Genomic DNA, 22,518 nt, shown 5'->3' with positions numbered 1-22,518 from the left:
AATGTGCCACGCTGACAAATCTTTTTTATTCCAAGGGCTTGTTTGGTCGTTGTTGGGGCAAACCATAGGGTTGCGGTCCCGCCGTGGCGTGCCTATACTCCGCGCCGCCCGGATCACCCCTTTTTCGCTGGATGCTTTCGGATGACGTCGCCGCTTCTGCCCCAGAACTATTCCCCGTCGGAAGACGAGGAGTTCATGAACCCGATCATGCGGGAATATTTCCGCCAGAAGCTGCTGCGCTGGCGCGCGGAACTGCTTGCGGAATCCACCGGCACGCTGAACAGTCTCCAGGAGGGTGGTATCCAGGAACCGGATATCGCCGACCGCGCTTCGGCGGAGACCGATCGCGCGCTGGAGTTGCGGACGCGCGATCGCGAACGCAAGCTGATCTCCAAGATCGACGCCGCGCTGGAGCGTCTGGTCGACGGCAGCTACGGCTATTGCGAGGAGACGGGCGATCCCATCTCGGTGCGCCGGCTGGATGCCCGGCCGATCGCGACGCTGAGCCTGGAGGCCCAGGAGCGTCACGAGCGGATGGAGAGGACCCAGCGCGACGACTGACATCGCCATCGCCCGATATCGCGCCGGCTTTCCCCACACCAACGCTTTCCCCGGTCCCGGTCGCCGGAGACAGCGCAGGTGCGGGGGGCGCTGGTATCGGAAAGAGCGCCGTCAGACACAGCGAAGGCGCCGGTCCCTGACCGGCGCCTTCGTCGCTTTCCCACCATCCTCCAGTTTGAACCCGCGCCGCCGTCAGGGATGGCGCCGCTTCCCCCAACCGTCAGGCAAGCCAGATTGCGATGAGCGACGACCCCGATTGCCTTGGCATGTGTGCCATCGATGGTGATGTCTGTACCGGATGCGGCCGTACGCTGGACCAGATCAACGCGGCCCTGGACCGCCCAGAGGATGGCCCAGAGGATCGCGATGAAAGCCGCGGCGGCCAGGGTGGGACGTCCCCTGCGGCCAGCTGAGGACGTCGCGCGACCGGGAAATGCCGCCATGAGCGGACAATAGACCGCGCAGGCGGCTTTGCGTGCGGTTGGCGGGCATCCCCGCGCCCGATCAGCTGGCCGGTGCCTCCCTGCGGCCCGGCTGCAATCGATCAGAACAGCTCGACGTCGTCATCCTTTCGTTCGCCGAACACCGCGGCCGTTTTGCCGCAATCATCGAGTACCTCCACCGTCACGCCATCCTTGCAATCGTCGGAGATCGCCTGCGCGATTTCCAGTAGCGGGCTGGCGTTTCGGAGCTTGCCTGGGATTCCGCAGGGCGCGCAGGGGGAGAGGATGACTTTCATGCCGGGCACCTTTCCGATTGGTTCAGATGCATCATCATGAAATGGCACTAAGGTCTCATGCCTTATGGCATAGGGAATCACCCTGATCGGCTTGGCTCCGCGCGAACCCGCTTCGGTTGATGGTCACGCTTTCGCCGGGCGCATTCCGCCATCGGCCTTGTCGTGCCTGTGCGGGACGTTGCTTTCGGAAGGGATGGTGGCTCGGCAACATCGGCTCGGCACAAGCCACCAGGCGGCAGCAATTTCCCATGGGACAGGGCGCGCGTCCCTATCGTTCAGCCTGCGGAAATTCCTCAGAACGGCATGATGATGTCGTACAGCTGCTGGCCGTAGCGCGGCTGTTGGACGTCGGTGATCTGGCCGCGGCCGCCGTAGGAGATGCGGGCCTCGGCGATCTTCTCGTAGCTGATGGTGTTCTGCGCGGTGATGTCCTCGGGACGGATCACGCCGTGGATCTGCAGGTCGCGCAGTTCGTAATTCACCCGGACCTCCTGGCGCCCCTGGATGACCAGATTGCCGTTGGGCAGGGTCTGGGTCACCAGCGCCGCCACCTTCAGCTCGATCTTCTCGTTGCGGTCGACCGAGCCCTTGCCGTCGTTGTTGGTGTTGCTGTTCATGTTGACGAGGTTCGTCGCCGAGGCGCCCGTCGGCAGAATGCGGTTCAGCGTGTCACCTTCCATGCCGAACAGGTTGGGGATGCCCGCCTTTTCGGTGTTGGCGCGCGCCCGCTTGCTCTCGTTCGACAGCTTGGCCTGGTCGGCGATCGAGATGTTGATGGTCAGGATGTCGCCGACCTTGCCGGCGCGCTGGTCCTTGAAGAAGGCTTTGGCGCCGGTCCGCCACAGCGAGTTCGGGTTGCGCTCCGTCGGCAGCGGGGTCGGCATCGGCAGGCTGACCGGCTGGTAGCCCGGCTTAGCCTGCGGATCCTGGATGTTGCTCATCTCCGGCGCCTTGCCGATGTCGGCGATGCGCGAGGCGGCGCCGCAGGCGGTCAGCGAGGTGGCGGCTGTGGCGATCATCGCGAAGCGGATCAGGCGGGCGGTCATGATGGTGGCGGTCATTGGAGCTTTCTCCTCACTGCGCGATGAGGCCGGGCTTTGCCACGGCGACGACGTTGGGGCCGGCGACCGTCGCTTCGACGATGCGGTTGGATTGGGTGTTCACGACGCGGATGACCTCGCCCTTGCCGCCATCCTGCAGGGCCTTGCCCTGGGTGGTCAGCGTCATCGAGGGGGTGGTCAGGGTGATGGTCACCATGGCGCCCTTGTCGATCATGCGCGGCGATTGCAGGTCGCGCAGGCGGACGGGCTGGTTGGTCGACACGCCGCGCTTCGGCGTCATGCCGATCAGCTGGGCGTCGGTGGCGGCGGTGTCGCTGGTGGTCTGGTCGGCGCGCACGTCCTGCCAGTCGATGTCGCCCGGGCCGATCACGTCGCCGGGGATGATGCGGCGGGACAGCACCGGGATTTGCACCACGCCGAAGGCGCGGCCCGACACCGGCAGGCGGACCTGGCTGCCGGTCACCACGATCTCGGCGGCGAAGCGGCCCTGGACCGGGCTGTAATAGAGGTTTTCCACCGCCAGCCCGCCGGCGCCCTGGGGCGCGCGCAGCTCGAGCGCCCGGCTGTCCAGCTCCATCTGCAACCGGCCGGCGGTGATCACCCGCGACAGCGCGTCCGACAGCACCGCCTCGACATGCGGCATGCCATAGACGACGTCGGGCGCCGGGGCCGGCATCGACGCGCCGGCCGCCGAGGCGGCCAGGGCCTCCGCCGGACCCGTGACGGGAGCGGTCAGCAGGGCGGCGCCAAGAAGCAGGGCGGGCAGGCGGCGGGGGGCGAGGGTGCGGATCATGGCGGAAAGTCCCGAGGTGAAGGCTGAAGGGAGGCGACGGCGCCGCCGTTACCTCATCTGACTTGCCTGCTGCATCATCTCGTCGGTGGTCTTGATGACCTTGGAGTTCATCTCGTATGCGCGCTGGGCGGTGATCAGCGTCGTGATCTCCTGCACCACGTTGACGTTGGAGGTCTCCAGCGCGCCCTGGGTGACGCGGCCGAAGCCGGGGGCGCCGGGGTTGCCGGTCACCGGCTGGCCCGACGCGGCGGTCTCCATGAACAGATTGTCGCCGGTGGCTTCCAGGCCGGCGGCGTTGGCGAAGGTGGCGAGCTGGATCTGGCCGACATTCTGCGTCGCCGTCTGGCCGTCCAGCTTCACCAGGACCTCCCCCGACGAGTTGATGGAGATGTCCACCGCGTTGGTCGGGATGGTGATGTTCGGCTGGACCGTGTAGCCGTCGGCGGTGACGATCACGCCCTGCGGCGACAGCTTGAAATTGCCGGCGCGGGTGTAGGAGGTGTCGCCGCTGGGCAGCGTGATCTGGAAATAGCCGGACCCGTTGATGGCGACGTCCAGCTTGTTGTCGGTGATGTTCAGGTTGCCCTGTTCCAGCACCCGGGCCACCGCGGCGACGCGCACGCCGGCCCCCACCTGCACGCCGGTCGGCACCACGGTGCCGGCATCCGACGAGGTCGAGCCGATGCGGCGGAAATTCTGGTAAAGCAGATCCTGGAATTCCGCCCGCTGCTTCTTGTAGCCGGTGGTGGTCGAGTTGGCGATGTTGTTGGAGATCGTCTCGACGTTGAGCTGCTGGGCGATCATGCCGGTGGCGCCGATGGCGAGGCTGCGCATTGTGGTCTTCTCCTCTCGTCGTCGGTCTGGTTCAGGCGGTGCGGCCCAGACGCTGGATCATCGTGCGGATACGCTCGTGTTCGTTGTCGATCATCTTCTGAGCCGACATGTATTGACGCTGGATGTCGATCATCTGCGTCATCTCGACCACGGGCTTCACGTTGGAACCCTCAAGCAATCCCTGTGCCACTTTCGTCTCGGCCGGGGCGGGCTGGGGCTGCTCGTCGGTGACGTACAGGCCGTTGCCGACCTCGGTCATCAGCTGCTCGTTCTTGAAGGTGACGATGTTCAGCTTGGCGACCGGGCCCAGCTCGGTGGCGACGGTGCCGTCGCCGCTGACCTTCACGTCGCTGGTGCCGGCCGGCAGGGTGATGGGCTGGCCGTTGTTGGACAGCACCGGCAGGCCGCCGGCATCCACCAGCTGGCGCTGGTCATTCATGCGGAAATTGCCGGCGCGGGTGTAACGCGGGCCGCTGGCGGTATCGACGGTGAAATAGCCCTGACCGGTCAGCGCCAGATCCAGCGGGTTGCCGGTCTGGGTCATGGCGCCGTTGGACAGGTCGCGCACCACCGCGCGGTCCTGGACGAAGCTGACCTTCTCATGCAGGCCGGGCTTTTCCAGGAATTCGGTGAACAGCATCCGCTGGTTCTTGTAGCCGGTCGTGTTCATGTTCGCGATGTTGTTCGACGTAACGTCCAGCTGGCGTTGCAGCGCCATCTGGCGCGACATGGCGACGTAGATCGAATTTTCCATCTTGCGGCCTCTTCACCTTGCGAACGGATCGGGCGACAGCGTCCGACCGGCGAAAAGGGTAATGCAGGCGGCGTGCCAATTCCCGGAAAGCCGGGAAATCCCGTCGGTCCGGGCAAGACGGGGGCGGTCCCGCCCGCTGGGGCAGGGGATGCCGGGCAGAATCTGCCGGGACGGGGGCGTTCCTTGCCGGGCTGGACCGGGCAAGTCTTCCCGTTCCCGCCGCGCGGCGGGCGCGGCGGGGTCGTGGGATGCGGCTCCGCCGGTCCGGGGGAACGGCGTCGCCTGGGGCGGAGTCCGGGCCTGATGGCGGCCGTCGCCGCCTGACGGGTGCGGGACGGACGCGGCTCGGGCACGGATTGCCGGGCAGTCCCAATCAAGAAGCGTGCCGAAATGGTGACAGGGGACGGAAACCTATCCGTCCGGAACGGTCCAACCGTCCCTCGAAAGGAGTTATTAACTATCCCAAAAGTAGCTTTGTCAGGGTCAGGCGCCGCATGCCTGGGCCGTCTCATGTCTCGAACGATCAGGATGTCATGGCTGCCGAATCCGACGCCGGCGAACTTTCGACCGAAGGCCTGCCGCGGAAGAAATTCAGTGGCAAGAAGCTGGTCCTGTTCGTCGTTCTTCCCCTGGTCCTGCTGATCGGCGCCGGTGCCGGCGTCTATTTCTCCGGCCTGCTCGACGGGCTGCTCGGCAAGGAGAAGCCGGCGGAGGAGGGGGAGCAGGCCGCGGCCAAGGAAGGGGACCATGGGGCCGAGGCCGGCAAGGGCGACGCCGCGCACGCCGCGCCGATCTTCTATGATCTGCCGGACATGCTGGTGAACCTGAACACCGGCAACAAGCGCCCGGCCTTCCTGAAGATCAAGATATCCATCCAGCTGTCGAAGCCGGAGGATGTCGGGGCGGTGGAGCATGTGCTGCCGCGCATCATCGACAATTTCCAGGTCTATCTGCGCGAGCTGCGGCTGGAGGATCTGCGCGGATCGGCCGGCATGTACCGGCTGCGCCAGGAGCTGCTTCTGCGCATCACCGCCGCCGCCTATCCGGTGAAGGTGAAGGACGTGCTGTTCAAGGAAATGCTGGTCCAGTGAGGGCCCGGTCAGGTGGGGATGGGGGCCGATGAGCGACACCGGTGAACTGAGCGAAGAGGAACGGCTTGCCGCGGAATGGGCGGCGTTGGCCGAGGACAGCGGCGATGTCGGCGAGGTCGGCGGCGGCGGCTCGACGCGCGTCCTCAACCAGGACGAGATCGACAGCCTGCTGGGCTTCGACCAGGGCGGTGCCGGCGACGGCGACAACTCCGGCATCATGGCGCTGGTCAACTCGGCGCTGGTCAATTACGAACGCCTGCCGATGCTGGAGGTGGTCTTCGACCGCCTCGTCCGCATGATGTCCACCAGCTTGCGCAACTTCACCTCCGACAATGTCGAGGTCAGCCTCGACCAGATTTCCTCGGTGCGTTTCGGCGATTACCTGAACTCCATCCCGCTGCCGGCGATGCTGTCGGTCTTCAAGGCGGAGGAGTGGGACAATTACGGCCTGATGGTCGTCGATTCCGCGCTGATCTATTCCATCGTCGACGTGCTGCTGGGCGGCCGGCGCGGCACGGCGGCGATGCGCATCGAAGGCCGCCCCTACACCACCATCGAACGCAACCTCGTGGAACGCATGGTCCATGTGGTGCTGTCCGACCTGTCCGCCGCCTTCGACCCGCTGTCGCCCGTCACCTTCCGTTTCGACCGGTTGGAGACCAACCCGCGCTTCGCCACCATCGCGCGGCCCGCCAACGCCGCCGTGCTGGTCAAGCTTCGCATCGACATGGAGGATCGCGGCGGCCGGCTGGAGCTGATGATCCCCTACGCGACGCTGGAGCCGGTGCGTGAGCTGCTGCTCCAGATGTTCATGGGTGAGAAGTTCGGCCGTGACTCGATCTGGGAAACCCACCTGGCGTCCGAGCTGATGGTGACCGACGTCGACCTGTCGGCCGTGCTGGACGAGGTGACGATGACCCTGCACGACGTGCTGAACTGGCGCGTCGGCACCCGAATCCTGCTGAACGCCACCCCCGACGGCGCCATCGAGCTGCGCTGTGGCGACGTGTCGATGTTCCAGGGGCGGATGGGGCGCAAGGGCGGACACATCGCCGTCCGCCTGGAAAAGGAACTGCCCAAGCAGGAGGTCATGAGGCTATGAGTCCGCTGGTCTCCATCATCATCGACGTCGTGATGGTCGGCCTGCTGGCCGCGACCATCGCCTATGCGATCATCCTGAACCGGCAGATCATCGCGCTGCGCGAGAGCCGCGGCGAGATGGCCGAACTGATCCAGGGACTGAACGACGCGATGGGGCGGGCGGAAAGCGGCGTGCGCACGCTGAAGAAGGCGGCCAGCGACACCGGCGAGGATCTCCAGCGCACGGTGAACAAGGCGCAGACCCTGCGCGACGAGCTGGAATTCATGATCGAGGCGGCCGACGCGCTGGCCAATCGGCTGGGTGGCGTCGGCGAGCGGGACGCCCGGCGGGAGAGCGCCCGCGATGCCGGCCGCTCCACCGCGGTGGCGCCGGCGCTGGCCGCGCGTAATCCGACCAGGGCGCCGCTGGTGGCGCCGCGCCCGGCCCTGCGCAGCCTGCCGGCCGAGGAGGATCATGACGATCATGCCCCGCCGCCGGCCCGGCTGGACGCGCCGCCGCGCCGCGCCGCCGCGCGGGCCGAACCGCCGGCCGAGGCGCGCGACCCCATCACCCGCGATGGCGAGAGCCTGTCCCGGGCCGAACGTGAACTGCTTCAGGCGATCGAGAACGCCGGCAAGGGGCTTGGATGAGCATGCGCAGCAGTGACGGCAAGCCCATGGCGGGGGCGTCCCAGGAGCCGAAGGTCGTGATCCGGCCGGCCGGCGCCGCACCGACCGGTGTCCGCACCTCTCCCACCTTGGCCGCCCAGCAGGCCCAGCAGGCGCAACTGCCGGCGGTCCGGCCGGGGGGCGCCAGGAAGGCTCCGGCGAAGACGGGCAAGGCGAAGGCCAGGACGGCGCGCAAGCCGGCGACGCCGCGCGTTCCCTTGACCGAGCGGCTGCGGGCGCGGATGCGCGGCTTCCGTTTCCGTCTGCTGCCGCTGACCATCTTCGTCGCGGTGATGATGCTGGGTGTGCGGGTCGGCGACCTGTGGCGGCTCGCCACCCACGACGCCCGCCTGCCGGACTTCCCGGTCACCCTCGCCCAGGGACCGCAGAGTTCGACCCCGGCGACGCCACCGGGTCAGGCTCCCGCCGCGACCACCAAGCCGGCCGGCAAGGAGCCGCCGCCGGCTCCCGGCGGGTCGAGCGGTTCGGCGAACGCTCCGGCGGCCAACGCGCCGCCGGCACCGCTCGGCCCCATCGACAACCAGGAGCTGCTCCAGCATTTCGCCGAGCGCCGCGCCGAGATCGAGCGCCGCACCAAGGAGATGGAGCAGCGTGAAGCCCTGCTGGCCGCCGCCGAGAAGCGGATCGACCAGAAGGTCGCGGAGATGGAGAAGACCAAGGCCGACATCCAGAAGCTGATGTCGCAGGGTGACCAGCAGCAGTCGGCCCAGCTCGACAGTCTGGTGAAGATCTACGAGACGATGAAGCCGAAGGAGGCGGCGCGCATCTTCGAGGAGCTCGACATGCCGGTGCTGCTGGGCGTCATCCAGAAGATGAAGGAACAGAAGACCGCGCCGATCCTGGCGGCGATGGACCCGGTCAAGGCCAAGGAGGTCACCGCCGCCCTGGTCGAGCGGCGCGTGCCGCTGACGGCGACGGTCACGGCGCCGAAGTGATTTGCCCCCTCCCCCGCGAGAGCGGGGGAGATCAGCTGGGGGGCCAAACTGCCCCCCCCAGCCATCACATGAACCGGTTGTTCTTCGGGAAGCCGTTCGGCGGCATCTTGCCCTGGCCGGCGCGGTCGCCCATCCAGCCGGTCAGGTCGGTCACGTTGAAGTTGCGCTCGCCATTCTTCCAGCTCAACCCCTCGGCCAGCGTGAAGGTCTTCACGTCGGCGACGCTGGCGTCCTTGTATTTCTGAAGCTGGACGCCCTTGCCGCGCGTCATCACCGGCACCTGGTCCAGCGGGAAGACCAGCATCTTTCGGTTGTTGCCGATGATGGCGACGGTGTCGCCGCTCACCGGCTGGCAGATGCGGGCGGACTTGCCATCCTCCAGGTTCAAGACCTGCTTGCCGCTGCGGGTCTGGGCCAGCACCTCCGCCTCCTCGACGCGGAAGCCGCGACCGTCCTCCGACACCACCAGCAGGGTGCGGCCGGGCTGGTGGCGGAACAGGTCGACGATGTCGACATCGTTGCCAAGGTCGATCATCAGCCGCACCGGCTCGCCGAAACCGCGCCCGCGCGGCAGCTTGTCGACGCCGATGGTGAAGAACTTGCCGTTGCTGGCGAAGACCAGAAGCTTGTCGGTCGTCTCGCAGCGCTCGACGAAGCCGCGCTCGTCGCCGTCCTTGTACTTGACATCCTCCGCTTCGGCGTCGGTCAGATGGCCGCGCACCGTGCGGATCCAGCCCTTGGCGGAGCAGATGACCGTCACCGGCTCGCGCTCGACCAGGGCGTCGAGCGGCACCTCGATCACGGCGGGGGCGTCGGCGACGTCGGTGCGCCGCTTGCCGAGCGCGCCGGTCCCGAACTTCTTCTTGATCTCGGCCACCCCCTCGGCGATGCGCTTCCAGCGCAGGGCCTCGTCGCCCAGCAACTCCAGCAGGCCGTTCTTCTCGCCGGTCAGCGCCTCGTGCTCGCGCCGGATCTCCATCTCCTCCAGCTTGCGCAGGTTGCGCAGCCGCATGTTGAGGATGGCGTCGGCCTGCACGTCGGTCAGGGTGAAGGCCCGGATCAGCTCCTGCTTGGGCTCGTCCTCCTCGCGGATGATGCGGATGACCTCGTCGAGGTTCAGATAGGCGGCGAGATAGCCGCCGAGAACCTCCAGCCGGTGGTCGATCTGCGTCAGGCGATGGTTGGAACGGCGGACCAGCACCTCGTGACGGTGGTCGAGGAAGGCTTGCAGCACCTCGCGCAGGTTCATCACCCGCGGCACATGGTCGGCGCCCAGCACATTCATGTTCAGCGAGAAGCGGATCTCCAGGTCGGTCGCCTGGAACAGCGAGGCCATCAGCACCTCGGGATCCACGTTCCGGCTCTTCGGCACCAGGACGAGGCGGACATCCTCCGCCGACTCGTCGCGCACGTCATCTAGCAGGATCAGCTTCTTGGCCAGCAGCAGCTCGGCGATCTTCTCGACCAGCCGGGCCTTCTGCACCTGATAGGGCATCTCGGTGACGACGATCTGCCAGGTGCCCTGGGCCAGCTTCTCCACCTCCCAGCGGGCGCGCAGCCGGAAGGCGCCGCGGCCGGTGCGGTAGGCCTCGACCACATTCTGCCGCGATTCGACCAGCACGCCGCCGGTGGGGAAATCCGGGCCGGGCATGAAGCCGACCAGCGTCTCGATCGGGGCGTCGCGGTGTTTGATCAGATGGCGCAGCGCGTCGCAGATCTCGCCGACATTGTGCGGCGGGATGTTGGTCGCCATGCCGACCGCGATGCCGCTCGACCCGTTGGCCAGCAGGTTGGGAAAGTTGGCGGGCAGGACCGCCGGCTCCTCGCCGTCGCCGTCATAGGTCGGGCGGAAATCGACGGCGTCCTCGTCGATGCCCTCCAGCAGGGCCTTGGCGACCTCGGTCAGCCGGGCCTCGGTGTAGCGCATCGCCGCGGCGTTATCGCCGTCGATATTGCCGAAATTGCCCTGGCCGTCGACCAGCGGATAGCGGACGGAGAAATCCTGTGCCAATCGCACCAGCGCGTCATAGACGGAGCTGTCGCCGTGCGGGTGGAATTTACCGATCACGTCGCCGACGACGCGGGCCGACTTCTTGGGCGGTGTCGTCGGTTCCAGCCGGAGCTGGCTCATGGCGAACAGCAGGCGTCGGTGCACCGGCTTCAGCCCGTCGCGCACGTCGGGCAGCGACCGGGACATGATGGTGGACAGCGCGTAGCTGAGATACCGCTCGCCGAGCGCATCGGCCAGCGGCTTTTCCAGGATTTCGGAGGCGGGGTTTTGCGGCTTCATGATGATGGGGTCTAGCAGTTTCAGACGGACCGCGCTACCGCGTTCGCGTAACGTTCCCGCAAGCGCTCACGCGCGGGCGGCAGCGGCCCGTTCAGCAGGTGGCGTTCCAGGAAATGCGCGGTCAGCCGCAGCCCGTCCGCCACCGCCGCCGGCCCGCCGCCGCCGCGTCCGGCCAGGAAATCGGGCAAAGGCAGCAGCCGGTCACGGTAGGGTTCGCCGACCGACGCGGTCACCGCGCGCCCGGTGCGCGGGCTGACATAGGCGAGATAGTCGTTGGCCCCCGACACCGCGCAGCGGTCGAGGTCGAGGCCGAATCCGAGCTCCGCCAGCAACCCGACCTCCCACCGCACATAGGTCTCGGCCCAGGCCGGGCTGTCCAGCAGGCCGAACAGGACCAGCAGCCCGTCGAACAGGGCGGGGTGGGCCTCCCGTTCCGGCAGGGCGGCCTCCACCAGCGCGCAGGCGCTGGTCAGGGCGGCCAGCGCCTGGGCGTCGTCGAAGAAGCCGGCCGCATAGCCCCTCACCGGTTCCAGCGTGAAATGGCCAAGATGCTCTGGCAGCCGCCCGCGCCAGCGGGCGTGGACCAGGGTGCCCGGCTCCAGCGTGCCGCGCTGACGGGCGGAGCGTCCACCCATCACCATGCCGGCATGGCGGCCGTGGCCGCGCGTCAGCAGGGTCGCGACGGCTGACCCTTCCCCCTGGGGGCGGGCGGACAGAACGATTCCCTGATCGGACCAATCCATCGGTGTCGTTCGCTGGAGGAGGGCGGGCGTTGGTACGCTATCCTAATATAGGAAAAAATCTCCGCCCAGGGAACCCTTTGTCGCCGGTGGCGGTCACATGTTTGAAGCATTTATGGTTTCTTCACAAAAACGCCCATATGATCGGCCACCTCAACGGTGGAGGACCCCACCAATCGCGGACCGCCGACGGGCCCGCGCCACTGGGTCTGGACGAGGGGTCTGACGAGGGGTCTTGAGCACCAACATCGACCGATATCTGCTGGCCGAAAAGGCCGGAACCGAGGGTGTCTGGGATTGGGATCTGCGCAACGACACGCTGTATCTCTCTCCCCGCTTCAAGGATTTTCTCGGATTGCCGCCGGGCAACTCCAACCGGCCGAACGACTGGCTGTCGCGGGTCCACCCGGAGGACATCGACTGGCTGCACGCCTCGTTCGAGGCGCAGATGGTCGGGCTGTCCGTCCCCTTCCAGATCGAACACCGCGTTTGCAGGGCGGGATCCGGGCAGGCCGCCGGCGGCAAGCCGCGGTGGCGCTGGCTGGTCTGCCGCGGCATGGCGGTGATGGACGATGCGGGGGAACCCGTCCGGCTGGTCGGCTCCGTCGCCGACATCACCGACCTCAAGCATGCCGAACAGGAGCTGCGCCGCAGCGAGGAGCGCTACGCCCTTGCCGCCGCCGCCAGCAATGACGGGCTCTATGACTGGGATCTGGTCACCGACCGGGTCTATTACTCGCCGCGCTGGGCTTCCCTGCTCGGGCTGTCGCCGGCCGAGCTGACCGACCATCCGCAGGAATGGCTGGGCCGCATCCTGCCGGCCGACCGGGGGATCCTGACCGACGCCATGGCCTTTCTCGGTGCGGAGGGAGGCGATCCCAACGCGGCCTTCCAGGTCGAATACCGCATGCGCAACGCCGCCGGGGCGATCCGCTGGATGGCCTGCCGCGGCATCGCGGTGCTGGACGCCGCCGGCAAGGCGATCCGGCTGGTCGGCAGCCAGGCCGACGTGACCGATCGCAAGACCGCCGAACAGCGCCTGCGCCAGAGCGAGGAACGCTATGCGCTGGCCGCCGCCGGGGCGGCCGACGGGCTATGGGACTGGTACATCGAGAGCGGCGAGGTCTATTACTCGCCGCGCTGGAAGGCGATGCTGGGCTTCGGCGAGGCGGAGATCGCCGGCTCGATCGAGGAATGGTTCCAGCGGGTGGTGCCGGGCGACCTCGCCGGGCTGCGCACCGCCATCGACCTCCATCTGAGCGGCGAGCGTCCGCATCTGCAACATGAATTCCGCATCCGCGACAAGGCCGGTCTGGAGTTGTGGATGCTGGTGCGCGGTTTGGCGGTACGCGACGACCGGGGCGGCGCCGTCCGCATGGCCGGCTCGATGACCGACATCACCGCGGGCAAGAAGGCCGAACAGCAGATCCTGTTCGACGCCGTCCATGACAGCATGACCGGGCTGCCCAACCGCACCCTTATGCTGGATCGTATCGGCCAGGCGTTGGACCGCAACCGCCGCGCCGGCGCCCGCCCCTTCGCCGCCATCATCCTCGACCTGGACCGCTTCAAGGCGATCAACGACGCGCTGGGCACCAGCGCCGGCGATCGCGTGCTGCGGATCGTCGCCAAGCGGCTGGATGCCAGCCGCCGCGTCGGCGACACGCTGGCCCGCCTTTCGGCCGACGAGTTCGCGGTGCTGGTGGACGATCTGGACGACGCCGGCGAGGCGCTGGCGGCGGCGGAACGGATGGCGCGCGCCATCTCGCGGCCCGTCATGCTGGAGGAGGGGCGCGATGTGGTGCTGACCGCCTCGATCGGCGTGGCGCTGAGCCAGACCGGCTATGACCGGGCGGAGGACATGCTGCGCGACGCCAGCCTCGCCATGTACCGCGCCAAGAGCGGCGGGCGGGCGCGCATCGACCTGTTCGACGCCAACCTGCGCCGGCAGGCGATGACCGCCATGCGGATGGAGGCCGACCTGCGCGGCGCCGTGGAGCAGGGGCATCTCTGCCTGCATTACCAGCCCATCGTCCTCCTGGAGACCGGCGCCATCGCCGGCTTCGAGGCGCTGATGCGCTGGAACCATCCCGACCGCGGTCTCGTCCCCCCGGCGGAGTTCATCCCGCTGGCCGAGGAGACCGGCCTGATCGCGCCGATGGGCCGCTGGGCGCTGGAACAGGCGGTGCGGCAGCTGGCGGCGTGGCAGGCGCGCTTCCCGCGGCCCGTGCCGCTGTTCATGAGCGTCAACGTCTCCATCCGGCAGTTCCGCGACGACGACATCGTCGGCGCCGTGCGCGACCTGCTGGACGCCGTGCCGATCCCGCCCTCCAGCCTGAAGCTGGAACTGACGGAAAGCCTGCTGGTCCAGGATCCGGACGAATGCCGGATGCTGTTGCAGAGCCTGCGCGACATGGGGGTGCGGCTGTCGATCGACGATTTCGGCACCGGCTATTCGTCGCTGGCCTATCTGCACAAGCTGCCGGTGAATGTGCTGAAGATCGACCGCAGCTTCGTCCGCGCCCTGTCGACGGGGGAGGGCAACGCCGCCATCGTCCAGGTCATCGCCGGCCTCGCCACCATTTTGCGGTTGGACGCGGTGGCGGAAGGGGTGGAAACCGCCGAGGAAGCGGTGTATCTGCGCGGTCTGTGCAAGTACGCCCAAGGCTATCACTTCGCCCGACCCGCCCCGCCCGAGGCGGTGGAGCGTCTGCTGGCCGCCGAGGGCGATCCCCTTGCCTCGCCAGCGACGGCCTGAGCCGTCACGAGCCAAAGCTGTTTGGAGTTTGCCCGATGTCGGACCGCGACTGCGGTGAATGCACCCTGTGCTGCAAGCTGATGGGTGTGCCGGAACTGAAGAAGCCCTCGGCCAAATGGTGCGCGTCCTGCGACCAGGGCAAGGGCTGCTCGATCTACGAGGAGCGGCCGCAATCCTGCCGGAACTTCCAGTGTTTCTGGCTGATGGACGAGAATTTCCCCGACGAGTTCCGCCCGGACCGCATCCATGCGCTGGCCGCCTTCAACGACGTCAAGGACAGCTGCGTCCTGCATGTCGATCCGGCCAAGCCGCGCGCCATGGGCAGCCCCGAGGTGCAGGCCCTGACCGACGCGCTGCTGAAGGTCTATTCGAAGGTGTTCTTCCTCTGCGGCAAGGAAAGCGCGATGATGCAGCGGTGAGGGGGGCGGGCCTTCCGCTTCCCTTATCGTCCTTCCCTATCGTCCTTCCCTTAGCGGCCAAGCCCGCTGTTGTGGATGCTGACGGCGTCCTCGATCCCGGCCGCCAGCAGACGGGCGACGCAGTCGTAGCCGCCGTCATTCTGATGGACGCCGTCCGGCCCGATCAGGTCCGTCATCGCCATGCCCCGCTTTTCCACCAGCGACCGCATGGCGTCGAAGCGGCGGAACAGCCCGACATGCTGGTCGGCGGCGATCCCGGCGATGCGGGCCAGCATCGGTGCGGCGCCGGCCTTTTCCAGCATCCTCGGGGCGTATTGCAGATCCATCAGCGCCACATCGACCCCGGCGGCGCGCAGCCGCGCCACGCCCTGGCGGACGGAGCGCTCGCTTAGCTCCTGGTCGCCGTCGCGCAGGGCGGTGTTGGCGCCGACCTGCCAGATCACCAGATCGGGCTTGGCGCTTAGCGCGTCGGCATCGAGGCGCCGTTCCGTCTGGTCGTCGGTCTCGCCATTGATGCCGCGGTTCAGCACCATGACCTCGGCGTTGCGGAAGCGCTCCCCCAGGTAATGGGCGAGGCGGGCGGGATAGGCCCTGTCCGGCGCGCTCGCCCCCGCCCCGGCGGTGGAGGAGGAACCGATGGCGACGATCCGGACCGGCAGGCCGGCCGCGATGCGCTGCGACAGGTGCGGCAGGGGCACCGACAGGGCCGTCTCGCCGCGCGGCAACTGGCAGGCGGCGGACGCGACCGGTTCCGCGGCGAAGGCCGGGGCGCGGACCGTGGGTGCGCAGACGCCCAGGGCGACGATCAGCGACAGGAGGCGGACGGCGTAGGACGGACCAGCGGTCAATTGCTCACTCCGGGGCGCCGGTTGACCGACAGGGGGTCGATCATCGTGGCGACGCTTTCCGCCAGCAATTGTCCGATGCAACGGTGAACGAATTCATAAGCACGCTGCTTCGCCCCATCCGATTCGTCGGCGAAATCGACCCGGCCATCCTCCACCCAATGCCGCATGATGTCGTAGCGGGGGAAGTGGAAGACGTTGGAGCTTTGCGCCAGCCAGGACATGTAGGACATGTAGGGCGCGAAATCGATCAGCTGCGCCGTGTGCATGCTGTACTGCATGTCCATGATGATGATGTCGGCGCCGCGGCGCTGGACATCGGCGATGCCCGATTGCAGGGCGGCGCCGAAACTCTCCAGATCCAGGCCGCGCATGGCGTCGACCGTGCCGGTCTGCCAGATGACCAGCGCCGGCTTCCGTTCCTCCACCGCCCGGCTCAGCGGAGCGACCATGGCGGGGGCGGCTTCGCCGGCCAAGCTCAGCACGGTGGTGCGGACCTCCTGTCCGGGCAGGCGCCGCGCCAGCTCGCTTTCCAGCCGGGCCGGATAGCCGACGATGCCCGGCTTCGCCGCGGACTTGCCGGAATGCACGATCAGGACCGACAGCGGGCGCCCGGCGGCCAGTTGCGCCGAGACCTGGGGCAGCCCGCCGCCAGGGGCGAGTCCGGGGGCGAGGATGGAGTCCGGCACGGCGCACGCGGCATCGACCGACGGGCCGACCAGCTTCGGACCGGCCGAGGCGTGACCCGGGGAAAGGAGCAGCAGGACCGCCAGCGGCAAGGCCGCGCCCCTCAGCATCCGTCGCACTCCGCCCGCGTCATGCACCCCTCACGCGCCGATCTTGGTGGTGGCGGCCACCCGGTGGCGGCGCGCCCGCTCCGCCGACTGGTACCAGTTCAGGAAGCGCGCAAGCAGAACCATGGCGGCGATGCCGAGCACGGTAACAAGGAACTGCGCCGAAAGCGAGCCGCTGACATGGACCAGAACCGTCTGTCCGGCGAAGGACAGCAGCACGCCCAGGCAGAACACCGGCAGCGACTGCCGCCCGCAGGCCAGCACGGGAGAGGCGAGCGGCCCGCGCAGCCAGGACGACCCCGCCGGCACCAGGCGGAGGACCAGATAGGCGAGCGCGAAGAAATGCAGCAGGCGCAGCGGGTCGAGGTCGGTCTTGCTGATGGGATAGAGGATCTCGGTCAGCCATGCCGGGATCAGCGCGTGCAGGGGAGCGAATTTCCAGGACAGGGTCAGGAACAGGCCGGCGAGCAGGACCGCGCCGGCCGCCACCGCCACCGGGCGCCGGAAGCGGGTCAGATCGCGCCGCAGCGCCGGCTGGTGCTGAAGCGAAGCCCCCAGGACGAACAGGAACTGCCAGGTGAAGGGGTTGAAGTACCAGACGCCGCCGTCCGGATAGGTCGGCAGGTTCCAGTCCCATTGCCGCGCGGCGAGATAGAGGGCCGCCGAGCCGGCCATGACGCCGAGCGGCCGGCGGCGCAGGGCCGGCAGCAGCAGGGGAAAACCGAGCAGAAGCACGATATAGAGCGGCAGCACATCCAGGTTCGCCGGACGGAACTTCAGCAGGATGGCCTGGGTCAGGGCGGTGACGGGGTCCTGGAAATAGCCGGCGATGCCCATCTCCTCCGCGAACAGCGGGCTGTCGAAGGCGCGGGCGGTGTAGGCGATCTGGGTGGTGAAGCCGAAGAACAGGATGATGTAGGTGACATACAGCGTCCAGCAGCGGTGCAGCACCTGGGCCGCCGCCATCGCCATCCCCTGTCCCTCAAGGGTCCGGCCATAGACCAGGGCCGCGGTGTAGCCGGAGATGAAGACGAAGATCTCGGTGGCGTCGCTCAGGCCGAAATTGCGCGGGGTCGCCCAGGAGATCTGGTTGGCCGGGATGTGGTTCACGAAGATGAACCACAGCGCCAGGCCACGGAAGAAGTCGAGACGCAGATCGCGCGCCGCCGCCGCTTCCCTGCCGCCGTCCGTCGCCGCCGCCGCATCCTTCATGGCCGTTCAACCCGCAACTGTCCGCTCCGCCGCCATCCGCATCCCGCTGTCCCTCATGATCCTCGCTGAAGATGGGGTTTCCGTCGATCGATTCGAGCGGCATTCACGCCGAACACCCGCCAGCCCACCCCCGGATCGTCACCAAATCGAAACCGCGGCGTCGCGCCGCAGCGTTAAACCACTGAAATACAGTCTTCAATTCCGGTTCGCGCTTGATCCCGACGGTTTGGTTCCTGCATAATCCGGACAGCGAAAGAAAGCTGGGGCGGATCGGCCGGAAGGCCGGCGGCAAACCCGGATGGATGGGAGGAAACGCACACGTCGGAAGGCCGCGGGACCGGGCGGATGGCGCAAGCGCGCTGGCGACCTCCGGTTCCGCGGCCTCCCCGCGATGATGTGCCCGGGTCGGTCGAGCGTGCATCCCAATCATTCCCGCTTTTCCCGCTCGCCCGGTTTCATCCGGTTCCGTGAGGAATCGGGCTTGGCCGGGGGCGGGCCGGTCATCCTCGCGCGGGACATCCGCCGGTCCACCGAAAAGGCCGACTAAAAAGCCCACCGAAAAACAACGCATAACAGAGAATGGACAAGGGAGCTTCCGGATGAAACGTCGTGCATTTCTGACCTCCGCCGGCGTGGGCGTCGCCGCCAGCACGCTGGCCGCCCCCGCCATCGCCCAGTCCGCGCCCGAGATCAAGTGGCGCTGCGCCTCCAGCTTCCCCAAGAGCCTCGACACCATCTATGGCGGTGCGGAGTTCGTCGCCAAGCGCGTGGCCGAGCTGACGGACGGCAAGTTCCAGATCCGCGTCTTCGCGGCCGGCGAGATCGTTCCGGCGCTCCAGGTTCTGGACGCGGTCAAGGACGGCACGATCGAGTGCGGCCACACCGTCTCCTACTATTATGTCGGCAAGGATCCGACCTTCGCCTTCGACGCGGCGATACCCTTCGGCCTGAACGCCCGCCAGCAGAACGCCTGGATGAGCCATGGCGGCGGCAAGGAGCTGATGGCGGAGTTCTTCGCCGGCCACAACCTCGTCTCCATCGGCGCCGGCAACACCGGCACCCAGATGGGCGGCTGGTTCCGCAAGGAGATCAAGACCGTCGAGGATCTGAAGGGCCTGAAGTTCCGCATCGGCGGCTATGCCGGCACCATCATGGCCAAGCTGGGCGTCGTGCCGCAGCAGATCGGCGGCGGCGACATCTATCCGGCGCTGGAAAAGGGCACCATCGACGGCGCCGAGTTCGTCGGCCCCTATGACGACGAGAAGCTCGGCTTCCAGAAGGTCGCCAAATACTATTACTACCCCGGCTGGTGGGAGGGCGGCCCGCAGGTTTCCATGCTGTTCGGCAAGGAGAAGTACGAATCGCTGCCGCCGACCTACAAGGCGGCGTTGCAGGCGGCCTGCGCCGAGGCGACGCTCGACATGCTGGGCAAGTACGACGTCCAGAACATGACCGCGCTGAAACGTCTGGTCGCCGGCGGCACCCAGCTCCGCCCCTTCCCGAACGAGGTGATGCAGGCCTGCTATCAGGCCGCCATCGAGGTCTATGACGACGAGGCGGCGAAGAACGAGAAGTTCCGCAAGGTCTATGAGTCGTGGAAGAAGTTCCGCGAGGAGGAGTATCTGTGGTTCCGCGTCGCCGAATACAGCTTCGACCGCTTCGTCTACGCCGCCCCGCCGCTTGAAAAGAAGAAGTAAGGAGTTCCGGGGGCGTCGGCTTCGAACGCCCCCACCCTCACACCGCGATCACCATCCCGTCATAAGCCGGCTCGACCCCCGCCGGCAGGATCCGCCGCAGGCTGTCATAGTCCATCGTGTTGTCCATGTGGGTCAGATAGGCCCGGCGCGGCCGTACCCGTTCGATCCATGTCAGCGTCAGCGCCAGATGCGCATGCACCGGGTGGGGCGGCTCGATCCGGCCGCAATCGACCATCCAGGTGTCGACCCCGGCCAGCGCCGCGAACGCCCGGTCGTCCAGTCGCACCACGTCGGTCGAATAGGCGAAGCCGCCGAACCGGTAGCCGACCGTCCGCATATAGCCGTGGTCCTGCTCGAACGGCGTGACCTCCAGCCCCTTCACGGTGAACGGCCCGTCGATCCGATGCGTCTTCAGCACCGGCCGATAGAAGGGATAACCGTCGGGCAGCGGCGCGAAACAATAGGGGAAGCGCGTCTCGATGTCGCGCAGATGTTCGTCCCAGCCATAGGCGTCGATCGGCGCATGCATCTGCCGGCAAATCTCGCGCAGCTCGTCGATGCCGTGGCAATGGTCGGCATGCTGGTGCGTCCACAGCACGGCGTCCAGCCGCGAACAGCCGCTGTCGAGCAACTGCTGGCGCAGGTCGGGGGAGCTGTCGACCAGAACCGAGACGCCGTCGCGCTCCACCAGCACCGACGGGCGCATGCGCCGGTTCTTCGGATTGGCGGGATCGCAGCGGCCCCACTGGCCGCCGGGAACACCGGCGACCGCCGGCACGCCGCGCGATCCGCCGCAGCCAAGGACGGTCACGCGCAACGCGCCGGTCGATGCGCCGGCTTCGCTCATGCCGCCGCCGTGTCCGCAACCGCCTTGTCGAACAGGCGGAAGAAATTGTCGGTGGTGACGCGGGCCAGCTCCTCCGCCGGCACGCCCTTCACCTCGGCCACGCAAGCCGCGGTGTGGGCGACATAGGCCGGCTCGTTGCGCTTGCCGCGGAAGGGGATGGGGGCCAGATAGGGCGCGTCGGTCTCCACCAGGATGCGGTCGAGCGGCACGTCCTTGACGATGGCGCGCAGCGCCTCCGACTTCTTGAAGGTGACGATCCCCGACAGCGACAGGGTGAAGCCGTACTCCACCGCCTCCTCCGCCAGGGCGCGGCCGGAGCTGAAGCAGTGCAGCAACCCCTTCACCCTTTGCCCGGCCGCCTCCTCCTTGACGATGCGCATGGTGTCGTCGTCGGCGTCGCGGGTGTGGATGATCAGCGGCAGTCCGGTCTCCAGGCTGGCGCGGATGTGCCGGCGGAAGCACTCCTGCTGCTGGTCGCGCGGGCTCTTGTCATAGAAGTAATCGAGGCCGGTCTCGCCCAACCCGATCACCTTGGGATGGCGTGACAGCTCGACCAGCTTTTCCACGGTGGTGATGGCGAACTCCTCCTGCGCCTGATGGGGATGGACCCCCACCGTGCACAGGATGTCGTCATAGCGCTCCGCCACCGCCAGGATGCGGTCGAACCGGCTGATATAGGTGCAGATGGTGACCATCCGCCCGATTCCGGCCTGCCGGGCGCGGTCAACGACCGCGTCCAGCTCTTCGGTGAAATCGGGGAAGTCGAGATGGCAATGGCTGTCGACGAGCATCGGGGAAACTCAGGCCTTCGGTTCTTCGACATAGCGCGGGAAGACGCCTTGCGGCGTCGGCAGCGGCGTGCCGGCGACCAGCGCTCCCGACGGCCCCAGCGTGCCGAAGCCGCGGGCATCCGGCCCCAGCGCCAGCAGGTCGAGGATGCGGGCGGAGGCGTCCGGCATCACCGGCTGGGTCAGGATCGCCAGATGACGGATCGTCTCGGCCAACACATACAGCACGGTGGCCATGCGCGCCGGGTCGGTCTTCTTCAGCGCCCACGGCGCCTGTTCGTCGACATAGCGGTTGGCGTCGCCGACCACGGCCCAGATGGCGTCCAGCGCCTTGTGGAAGGCCTGCGCCCTGATCTCCGCCCGCACCACGTCGAGAAGGCCGTAAGCCGGGCCGAGCAGCGCCTGGTCGGCCTCGGTGAAGGCGCCCGGCGTCGGCACGGCGGCGGCGCAATTCTTGCCGATCATCGACAGGACGCGCTGCACCAGATTGCCGTAATCATTGGCGAGGTTGCCGTTGATCCGGTTGACCATCTGCTTGTGAGAGAAGTCGCCGTCATTGCCGAACGGCACCTCGCGCAGCAGGAAATAGCGGGTCTGGTCGAGCCCGTAGGTGGTGACCAGGGTTTCCGGCGCGATGACGTTGCCGAGCGACTTCGACATCTTCTGGCCTTCGATCGTCCACCAGCCATGGGCGAAGACCCTCTTCGGCGGCTGGAGGCCGGCGGCCATCAGGAAGGCCGGCCAATAGACAGCGTGGAAGCGCAGGATGTCCTTGCCGACCATGTGCAGATCGGCCGGCCAGTATTTGGCATAGTCGCCCGTGGTGTCGGGATAGCCGACGGCGGTGATGTAGTTCGCCAGCGCGTCGAGCCAGACATACATGATGTGGGCGTCGTCGCCCGGCACCGGGATGCCCCACTTGAAGGTGGTGCGGCTGACCGAAAGATCCTTCAGGCCCGACTTGACGAAGGCCATCACCTCGTTGCGCTTGCCGGCCGGCGCGATGAAATCGGGGTTCCGCTCGTAGAACTCGATCAGCCGGTCCTGCCAGGCCGAGAGCTTGAAGAAATAGGACGGCTCCTCGACCCATTCGCACTCCGCGCCGGTCGGGGCGATCTTCTTGCCCTCGGGATTGGTGGTCAGCTCGTCCTCGCCATAGAAGGCCTCGTCGCGGACCGAATACCAGCCGGCATAGGAGCCGAGATAGATCTCGCCGCGATCCTTCAGCAGCGTCCACAGCGCCTGCACCGACTTGACGTGGCGCGGCTCGGTGGTGCGGATGAAGTCGTCGTTTGAATAGTTCATCAGCGACACGAGATCGCGGAAATTCCGCGACACCCGGTCGGTGAAGTCCTGCGGCGCGATGCCGGCCTTCTCCGCCGATTTCTCGACCTTCTGGCCATGCTCGTCGGTGCCGGTCAGGAACTTCACGTCATAGCCGTCGAGCCGCATGAACCGGGCGAGGACGTCGCAGGCAAGCGTCGTGTAGGCGTGGCCGATGTGCGGCACGTCGTTCACGTAATAAATCGGCGTCGTCAGATAGAAGGTCTTCGGCCCGGCCATTTGCGGCACTTTCTTCCAGTAGGTTTA

Annotated in this window: 21 protein-coding genes; 8 read left to right on the top strand and 13 right to left on the bottom strand. The window is 67.4% G+C overall.

Going from position 1 to position 22,518, the window contains the following annotated elements; all coding sequences use genetic code 11:
* Nucleotides 1-141: 141 nt before the first annotated feature.
* On the top strand, nucleotides 142-561 hold the full coding sequence (gene dksA / locus AZL_RS09680; RefSeq protein WP_012974451.1) for an RNA polymerase-binding protein DksA: 420 nt from the start codon (nucleotides 142-144) through the stop codon (nucleotides 559-561).
* Nucleotides 562-1,105: 544 nt separating this feature from the next.
* Here dksA and AZL_RS09675 read toward each other — a convergent pair.
* The 5 genes from AZL_RS09675 to flgF all read right to left on the bottom strand — a co-directional run bounded on the left by AZL_RS09675 (nucleotide 1,106) and on the right by flgF (nucleotide 4,742).
* On the bottom strand, nucleotides 1,106-1,300 hold the full coding sequence (locus tag AZL_RS09675) for a hypothetical protein (RefSeq protein WP_042442902.1): 195 nt from the start codon (nucleotides 1,298-1,300) through the stop codon (nucleotides 1,106-1,108).
* 293 nt (nucleotides 1,301-1,593) lie between these two features.
* Nucleotides 1,594-2,361, bottom strand: coding sequence for a flagellar basal body L-ring protein FlgH (gene flgH, locus AZL_RS09670; protein ID WP_012974449.1), 768 nt, complete (start codon nucleotides 2,359-2,361; stop codon nucleotides 1,594-1,596).
* 13 nt (nucleotides 2,362-2,374) lie between these two features.
* Nucleotides 2,375-3,154 carry a flagellar basal body P-ring formation chaperone FlgA gene (gene flgA, locus AZL_RS09665; RefSeq protein WP_012974448.1) on the bottom strand — a complete coding sequence of 260 codons (780 nt, stop codon included), beginning with the start codon at nucleotides 3,152-3,154 and terminating at the stop codon, nucleotides 2,375-2,377.
* Nucleotides 3,155-3,202: 48 nt separating this feature from the next.
* Nucleotides 3,203-3,988 carry a flagellar basal-body rod protein FlgG gene (gene flgG, locus AZL_RS09660; protein ID WP_012974447.1) on the bottom strand — a complete coding sequence of 262 codons (786 nt, stop codon included), beginning with the start codon at nucleotides 3,986-3,988 and terminating at the stop codon, nucleotides 3,203-3,205.
* 31 nt (nucleotides 3,989-4,019) lie between these two features.
* On the bottom strand, nucleotides 4,020-4,742 hold the full coding sequence (gene flgF / locus AZL_RS09655; RefSeq protein WP_012974446.1) for a flagellar basal-body rod protein FlgF: 723 nt from the start codon (nucleotides 4,740-4,742) through the stop codon (nucleotides 4,020-4,022).
* A gap of 533 nt (nucleotides 4,743-5,275) precedes the next feature.
* Here flgF and AZL_RS09650 point away from each other — a divergent pair.
* Genes AZL_RS09650 through AZL_RS09630 form a run of 4 tightly spaced genes read left to right on the top strand, consistent with a single transcriptional unit; the run spans nucleotide 5,276 to nucleotide 8,538 of the window.
* Nucleotides 5,276-5,833, top strand: a complete 558-nt coding sequence (locus AZL_RS09650; RefSeq protein ID WP_012974445.1) for a flagellar basal body-associated FliL family protein — start codon at nucleotides 5,276-5,278, stop codon at nucleotides 5,831-5,833.
* Between the two features lie 28 nt (nucleotides 5,834-5,861).
* Entirely contained in the window at nucleotides 5,862-6,935 is a 1,074-nt protein-coding gene (fliM, locus tag AZL_RS09645; protein WP_012974444.1) for a flagellar motor switch protein FliM, read from the top strand.
* Nucleotides 6,932-7,564: a DUF6468 domain-containing protein gene (locus AZL_RS33350; protein WP_012974443.1), complete on the top strand. Its 633-nt coding sequence runs from the start codon at nucleotides 6,932-6,934 to the stop codon at nucleotides 7,562-7,564. The genes fliM and AZL_RS33350 overlap by 4 nt, the downstream gene beginning before the upstream one ends.
* Nucleotides 7,561-8,538: a MotE family protein gene (locus AZL_RS09630; RefSeq protein ID WP_012974442.1), complete on the top strand. Its 978-nt coding sequence runs from the start codon at nucleotides 7,561-7,563 to the stop codon at nucleotides 8,536-8,538. Before AZL_RS33350 ends, AZL_RS09630 begins: the two co-directional genes overlap by 4 nt.
* A 64-nt stretch (nucleotides 8,539-8,602) precedes the next feature.
* On the opposite strand, the gene parC is transcribed toward AZL_RS09630, so the two are convergent.
* A complete protein-coding gene (gene parC, locus AZL_RS09625) occupies nucleotides 8,603-10,828 on the bottom strand; it encodes a DNA topoisomerase IV subunit A (RefSeq protein WP_012974441.1) in 2,226 nt (741 codons plus the stop codon).
* Nucleotides 10,829-10,848: 20 nt separating this feature from the next.
* On the bottom strand, nucleotides 10,849-11,571 hold the full coding sequence (recO, locus tag AZL_RS09620; RefSeq protein WP_012974440.1) for a DNA repair protein RecO: 723 nt from the start codon (nucleotides 11,569-11,571) through the stop codon (nucleotides 10,849-10,851).
* A 232-nt stretch (nucleotides 11,572-11,803) separates the two neighbouring features.
* Between recO and AZL_RS09615 the strand changes: the two genes are divergently transcribed.
* Entirely contained in the window at nucleotides 11,804-14,326 is a 2,523-nt protein-coding gene (locus AZL_RS09615) for a sensor domain-containing protein (protein WP_042442896.1), read from the top strand.
* A 35-nt stretch (nucleotides 14,327-14,361) separates the two neighbouring features.
* Nucleotides 14,362-14,745, top strand: coding sequence for a hypothetical protein (locus AZL_RS09610; protein WP_012974438.1), 384 nt, complete (start codon nucleotides 14,362-14,364; stop codon nucleotides 14,743-14,745).
* A gap of 50 nt (nucleotides 14,746-14,795) precedes the next feature.
* On the opposite strand, the gene AZL_RS09605 is transcribed toward AZL_RS09610, so the two are convergent.
* From AZL_RS09605 to AZL_RS09595, 3 genes are read right to left on the bottom strand one after another with little or no spacing between them, the layout of a single operon-like run.
* Complete coding sequence (locus AZL_RS09605; RefSeq protein ID WP_158305972.1) at nucleotides 14,796-15,593, bottom strand: SGNH/GDSL hydrolase family protein; 798 nt, start codon at nucleotides 15,591-15,593, stop codon at nucleotides 14,796-14,798.
* On the bottom strand, nucleotides 15,590-16,387 hold the full coding sequence (locus AZL_RS09600) for a hypothetical protein (RefSeq protein WP_052293654.1): 798 nt from the start codon (nucleotides 16,385-16,387) through the stop codon (nucleotides 15,590-15,592). Before AZL_RS09600 ends, AZL_RS09605 begins: the two co-directional genes overlap by 4 nt.
* Before the next feature lie 30 nt (nucleotides 16,388-16,417).
* Complete coding sequence (locus AZL_RS09595) at nucleotides 16,418-17,596, bottom strand: OpgC family protein (protein WP_012974435.1); 1,179 nt, start codon at nucleotides 17,594-17,596, stop codon at nucleotides 16,418-16,420.
* A gap of 599 nt (nucleotides 17,597-18,195) precedes the next feature.
* Here AZL_RS09595 and AZL_RS09590 point away from each other — a divergent pair.
* Nucleotides 18,196-19,293, top strand: coding sequence for a TRAP transporter substrate-binding protein (locus AZL_RS09590; RefSeq protein ID WP_012974434.1), 1,098 nt, complete (start codon nucleotides 18,196-18,198; stop codon nucleotides 19,291-19,293).
* A 37-nt stretch (nucleotides 19,294-19,330) separates the two neighbouring features.
* Here AZL_RS09590 and AZL_RS09585 read toward each other — a convergent pair whose 3' ends face one another.
* The 3 genes from AZL_RS09585 to metG are packed head-to-tail and all read right to left on the bottom strand — an operon-like array spanning nucleotide 19,331 to nucleotide 22,491.
* Complete coding sequence (locus AZL_RS09585) at nucleotides 19,331-20,140, bottom strand: MBL fold metallo-hydrolase (protein WP_012974433.1); 810 nt, start codon at nucleotides 20,138-20,140, stop codon at nucleotides 19,331-19,333.
* Entirely contained in the window at nucleotides 20,137-20,931 is a 795-nt protein-coding gene (locus AZL_RS09580) for a TatD family hydrolase (protein WP_012974432.1), read from the bottom strand. The genes AZL_RS09585 and AZL_RS09580 overlap by 4 nt, the downstream gene beginning before the upstream one ends.
* A gap of 9 nt (nucleotides 20,932-20,940) precedes the next feature.
* The gene (gene metG, locus AZL_RS09575; protein ID WP_042442894.1) at nucleotides 20,941-22,491 is read right to left on the bottom strand and encodes a methionine--tRNA ligase; all 1,551 of its coding nucleotides are present in this window, start codon (nucleotides 22,489-22,491) and stop codon (nucleotides 20,941-20,943) included.
* Nucleotides 22,492-22,518: the final 27 nt, after the last annotated feature.

Origin of the sequence: Azospirillum sp. B510, assembly GCF_000010725.1 — a bacterium.
Lineage (GTDB): Bacteria > Pseudomonadota > Alphaproteobacteria > Azospirillales > Azospirillaceae > Azospirillum > Azospirillum lipoferum_B.
This window is presented reverse-complemented; position numbering and strand designations above follow the sequence as displayed.

Excerpts from the sequence above, each read along its gene's own strand:
- dksA (WP_012974451.1), top strand. The coding sequence starts at position 142 with ATGACGTCGCCGCTTCTGCCCCAGAACTATTCCCCGTCGGAAGACGAG.
- AZL_RS09675 (WP_042442902.1), bottom strand. The coding sequence starts at position 1,300 with ATGAAAGTCATCCTCTCCCCCTGCGCGCCCTGCGGAATCCCAGGCAAG.
- flgH (WP_012974449.1), bottom strand. The coding sequence starts at position 2,361 with ATGACCGCCACCATCATGACCGCCCGCCTGATCCGCTTCGCGATGATC.
- flgA (WP_012974448.1), bottom strand. The coding sequence starts at position 3,154 with ATGATCCGCACCCTCGCCCCCCGCCGCCTGCCCGCCCTGCTTCTTGGC.
- flgG (WP_012974447.1), bottom strand. The coding sequence starts at position 3,988 with ATGCGCAGCCTCGCCATCGGCGCCACCGGCATGATCGCCCAGCAGCTC.
- flgF (WP_012974446.1), bottom strand. The coding sequence starts at position 4,742 with ATGGAAAATTCGATCTACGTCGCCATGTCGCGCCAGATGGCGCTGCAA.
- AZL_RS09650 (WP_012974445.1), top strand. The coding sequence starts at position 5,276 with ATGGCTGCCGAATCCGACGCCGGCGAACTTTCGACCGAAGGCCTGCCG.
- fliM (WP_012974444.1), top strand. The coding sequence starts at position 5,862 with ATGAGCGACACCGGTGAACTGAGCGAAGAGGAACGGCTTGCCGCGGAA.
- AZL_RS33350 (WP_012974443.1), top strand. The coding sequence starts at position 6,932 with ATGAGTCCGCTGGTCTCCATCATCATCGACGTCGTGATGGTCGGCCTG.
- AZL_RS09630 (WP_012974442.1), top strand. The coding sequence starts at position 7,561 with ATGAGCATGCGCAGCAGTGACGGCAAGCCCATGGCGGGGGCGTCCCAG.
- parC (WP_012974441.1), bottom strand. The coding sequence starts at position 10,828 with ATGAAGCCGCAAAACCCCGCCTCCGAAATCCTGGAAAAGCCGCTGGCC.
- recO (WP_012974440.1), bottom strand. The coding sequence starts at position 11,571 with ATGGATTGGTCCGATCAGGGAATCGTTCTGTCCGCCCGCCCCCAGGGG.
- AZL_RS09610 (WP_012974438.1), top strand. The coding sequence starts at position 14,362 with ATGTCGGACCGCGACTGCGGTGAATGCACCCTGTGCTGCAAGCTGATG.
- AZL_RS09600 (WP_052293654.1), bottom strand. The coding sequence starts at position 16,387 with ATGCTGAGGGGCGCGGCCTTGCCGCTGGCGGTCCTGCTGCTCCTTTCC.
- AZL_RS09595 (WP_012974435.1), bottom strand. The coding sequence starts at position 17,596 with ATGAAGGATGCGGCGGCGGCGACGGACGGCGGCAGGGAAGCGGCGGCG.
- AZL_RS09590 (WP_012974434.1), top strand. The coding sequence starts at position 18,196 with ATGAAACGTCGTGCATTTCTGACCTCCGCCGGCGTGGGCGTCGCCGCC.
- AZL_RS09585 (WP_012974433.1), bottom strand. The coding sequence starts at position 20,140 with ATGAGCGAAGCCGGCGCATCGACCGGCGCGTTGCGCGTGACCGTCCTT.
- AZL_RS09580 (WP_012974432.1), bottom strand. The coding sequence starts at position 20,931 with ATGCTCGTCGACAGCCATTGCCATCTCGACTTCCCCGATTTCACCGAA.
- metG (WP_042442894.1), bottom strand. The coding sequence starts at position 22,491 with ATGGCCGGGCCGAAGACCTTCTATCTGACGACGCCGATTTATTACGTG.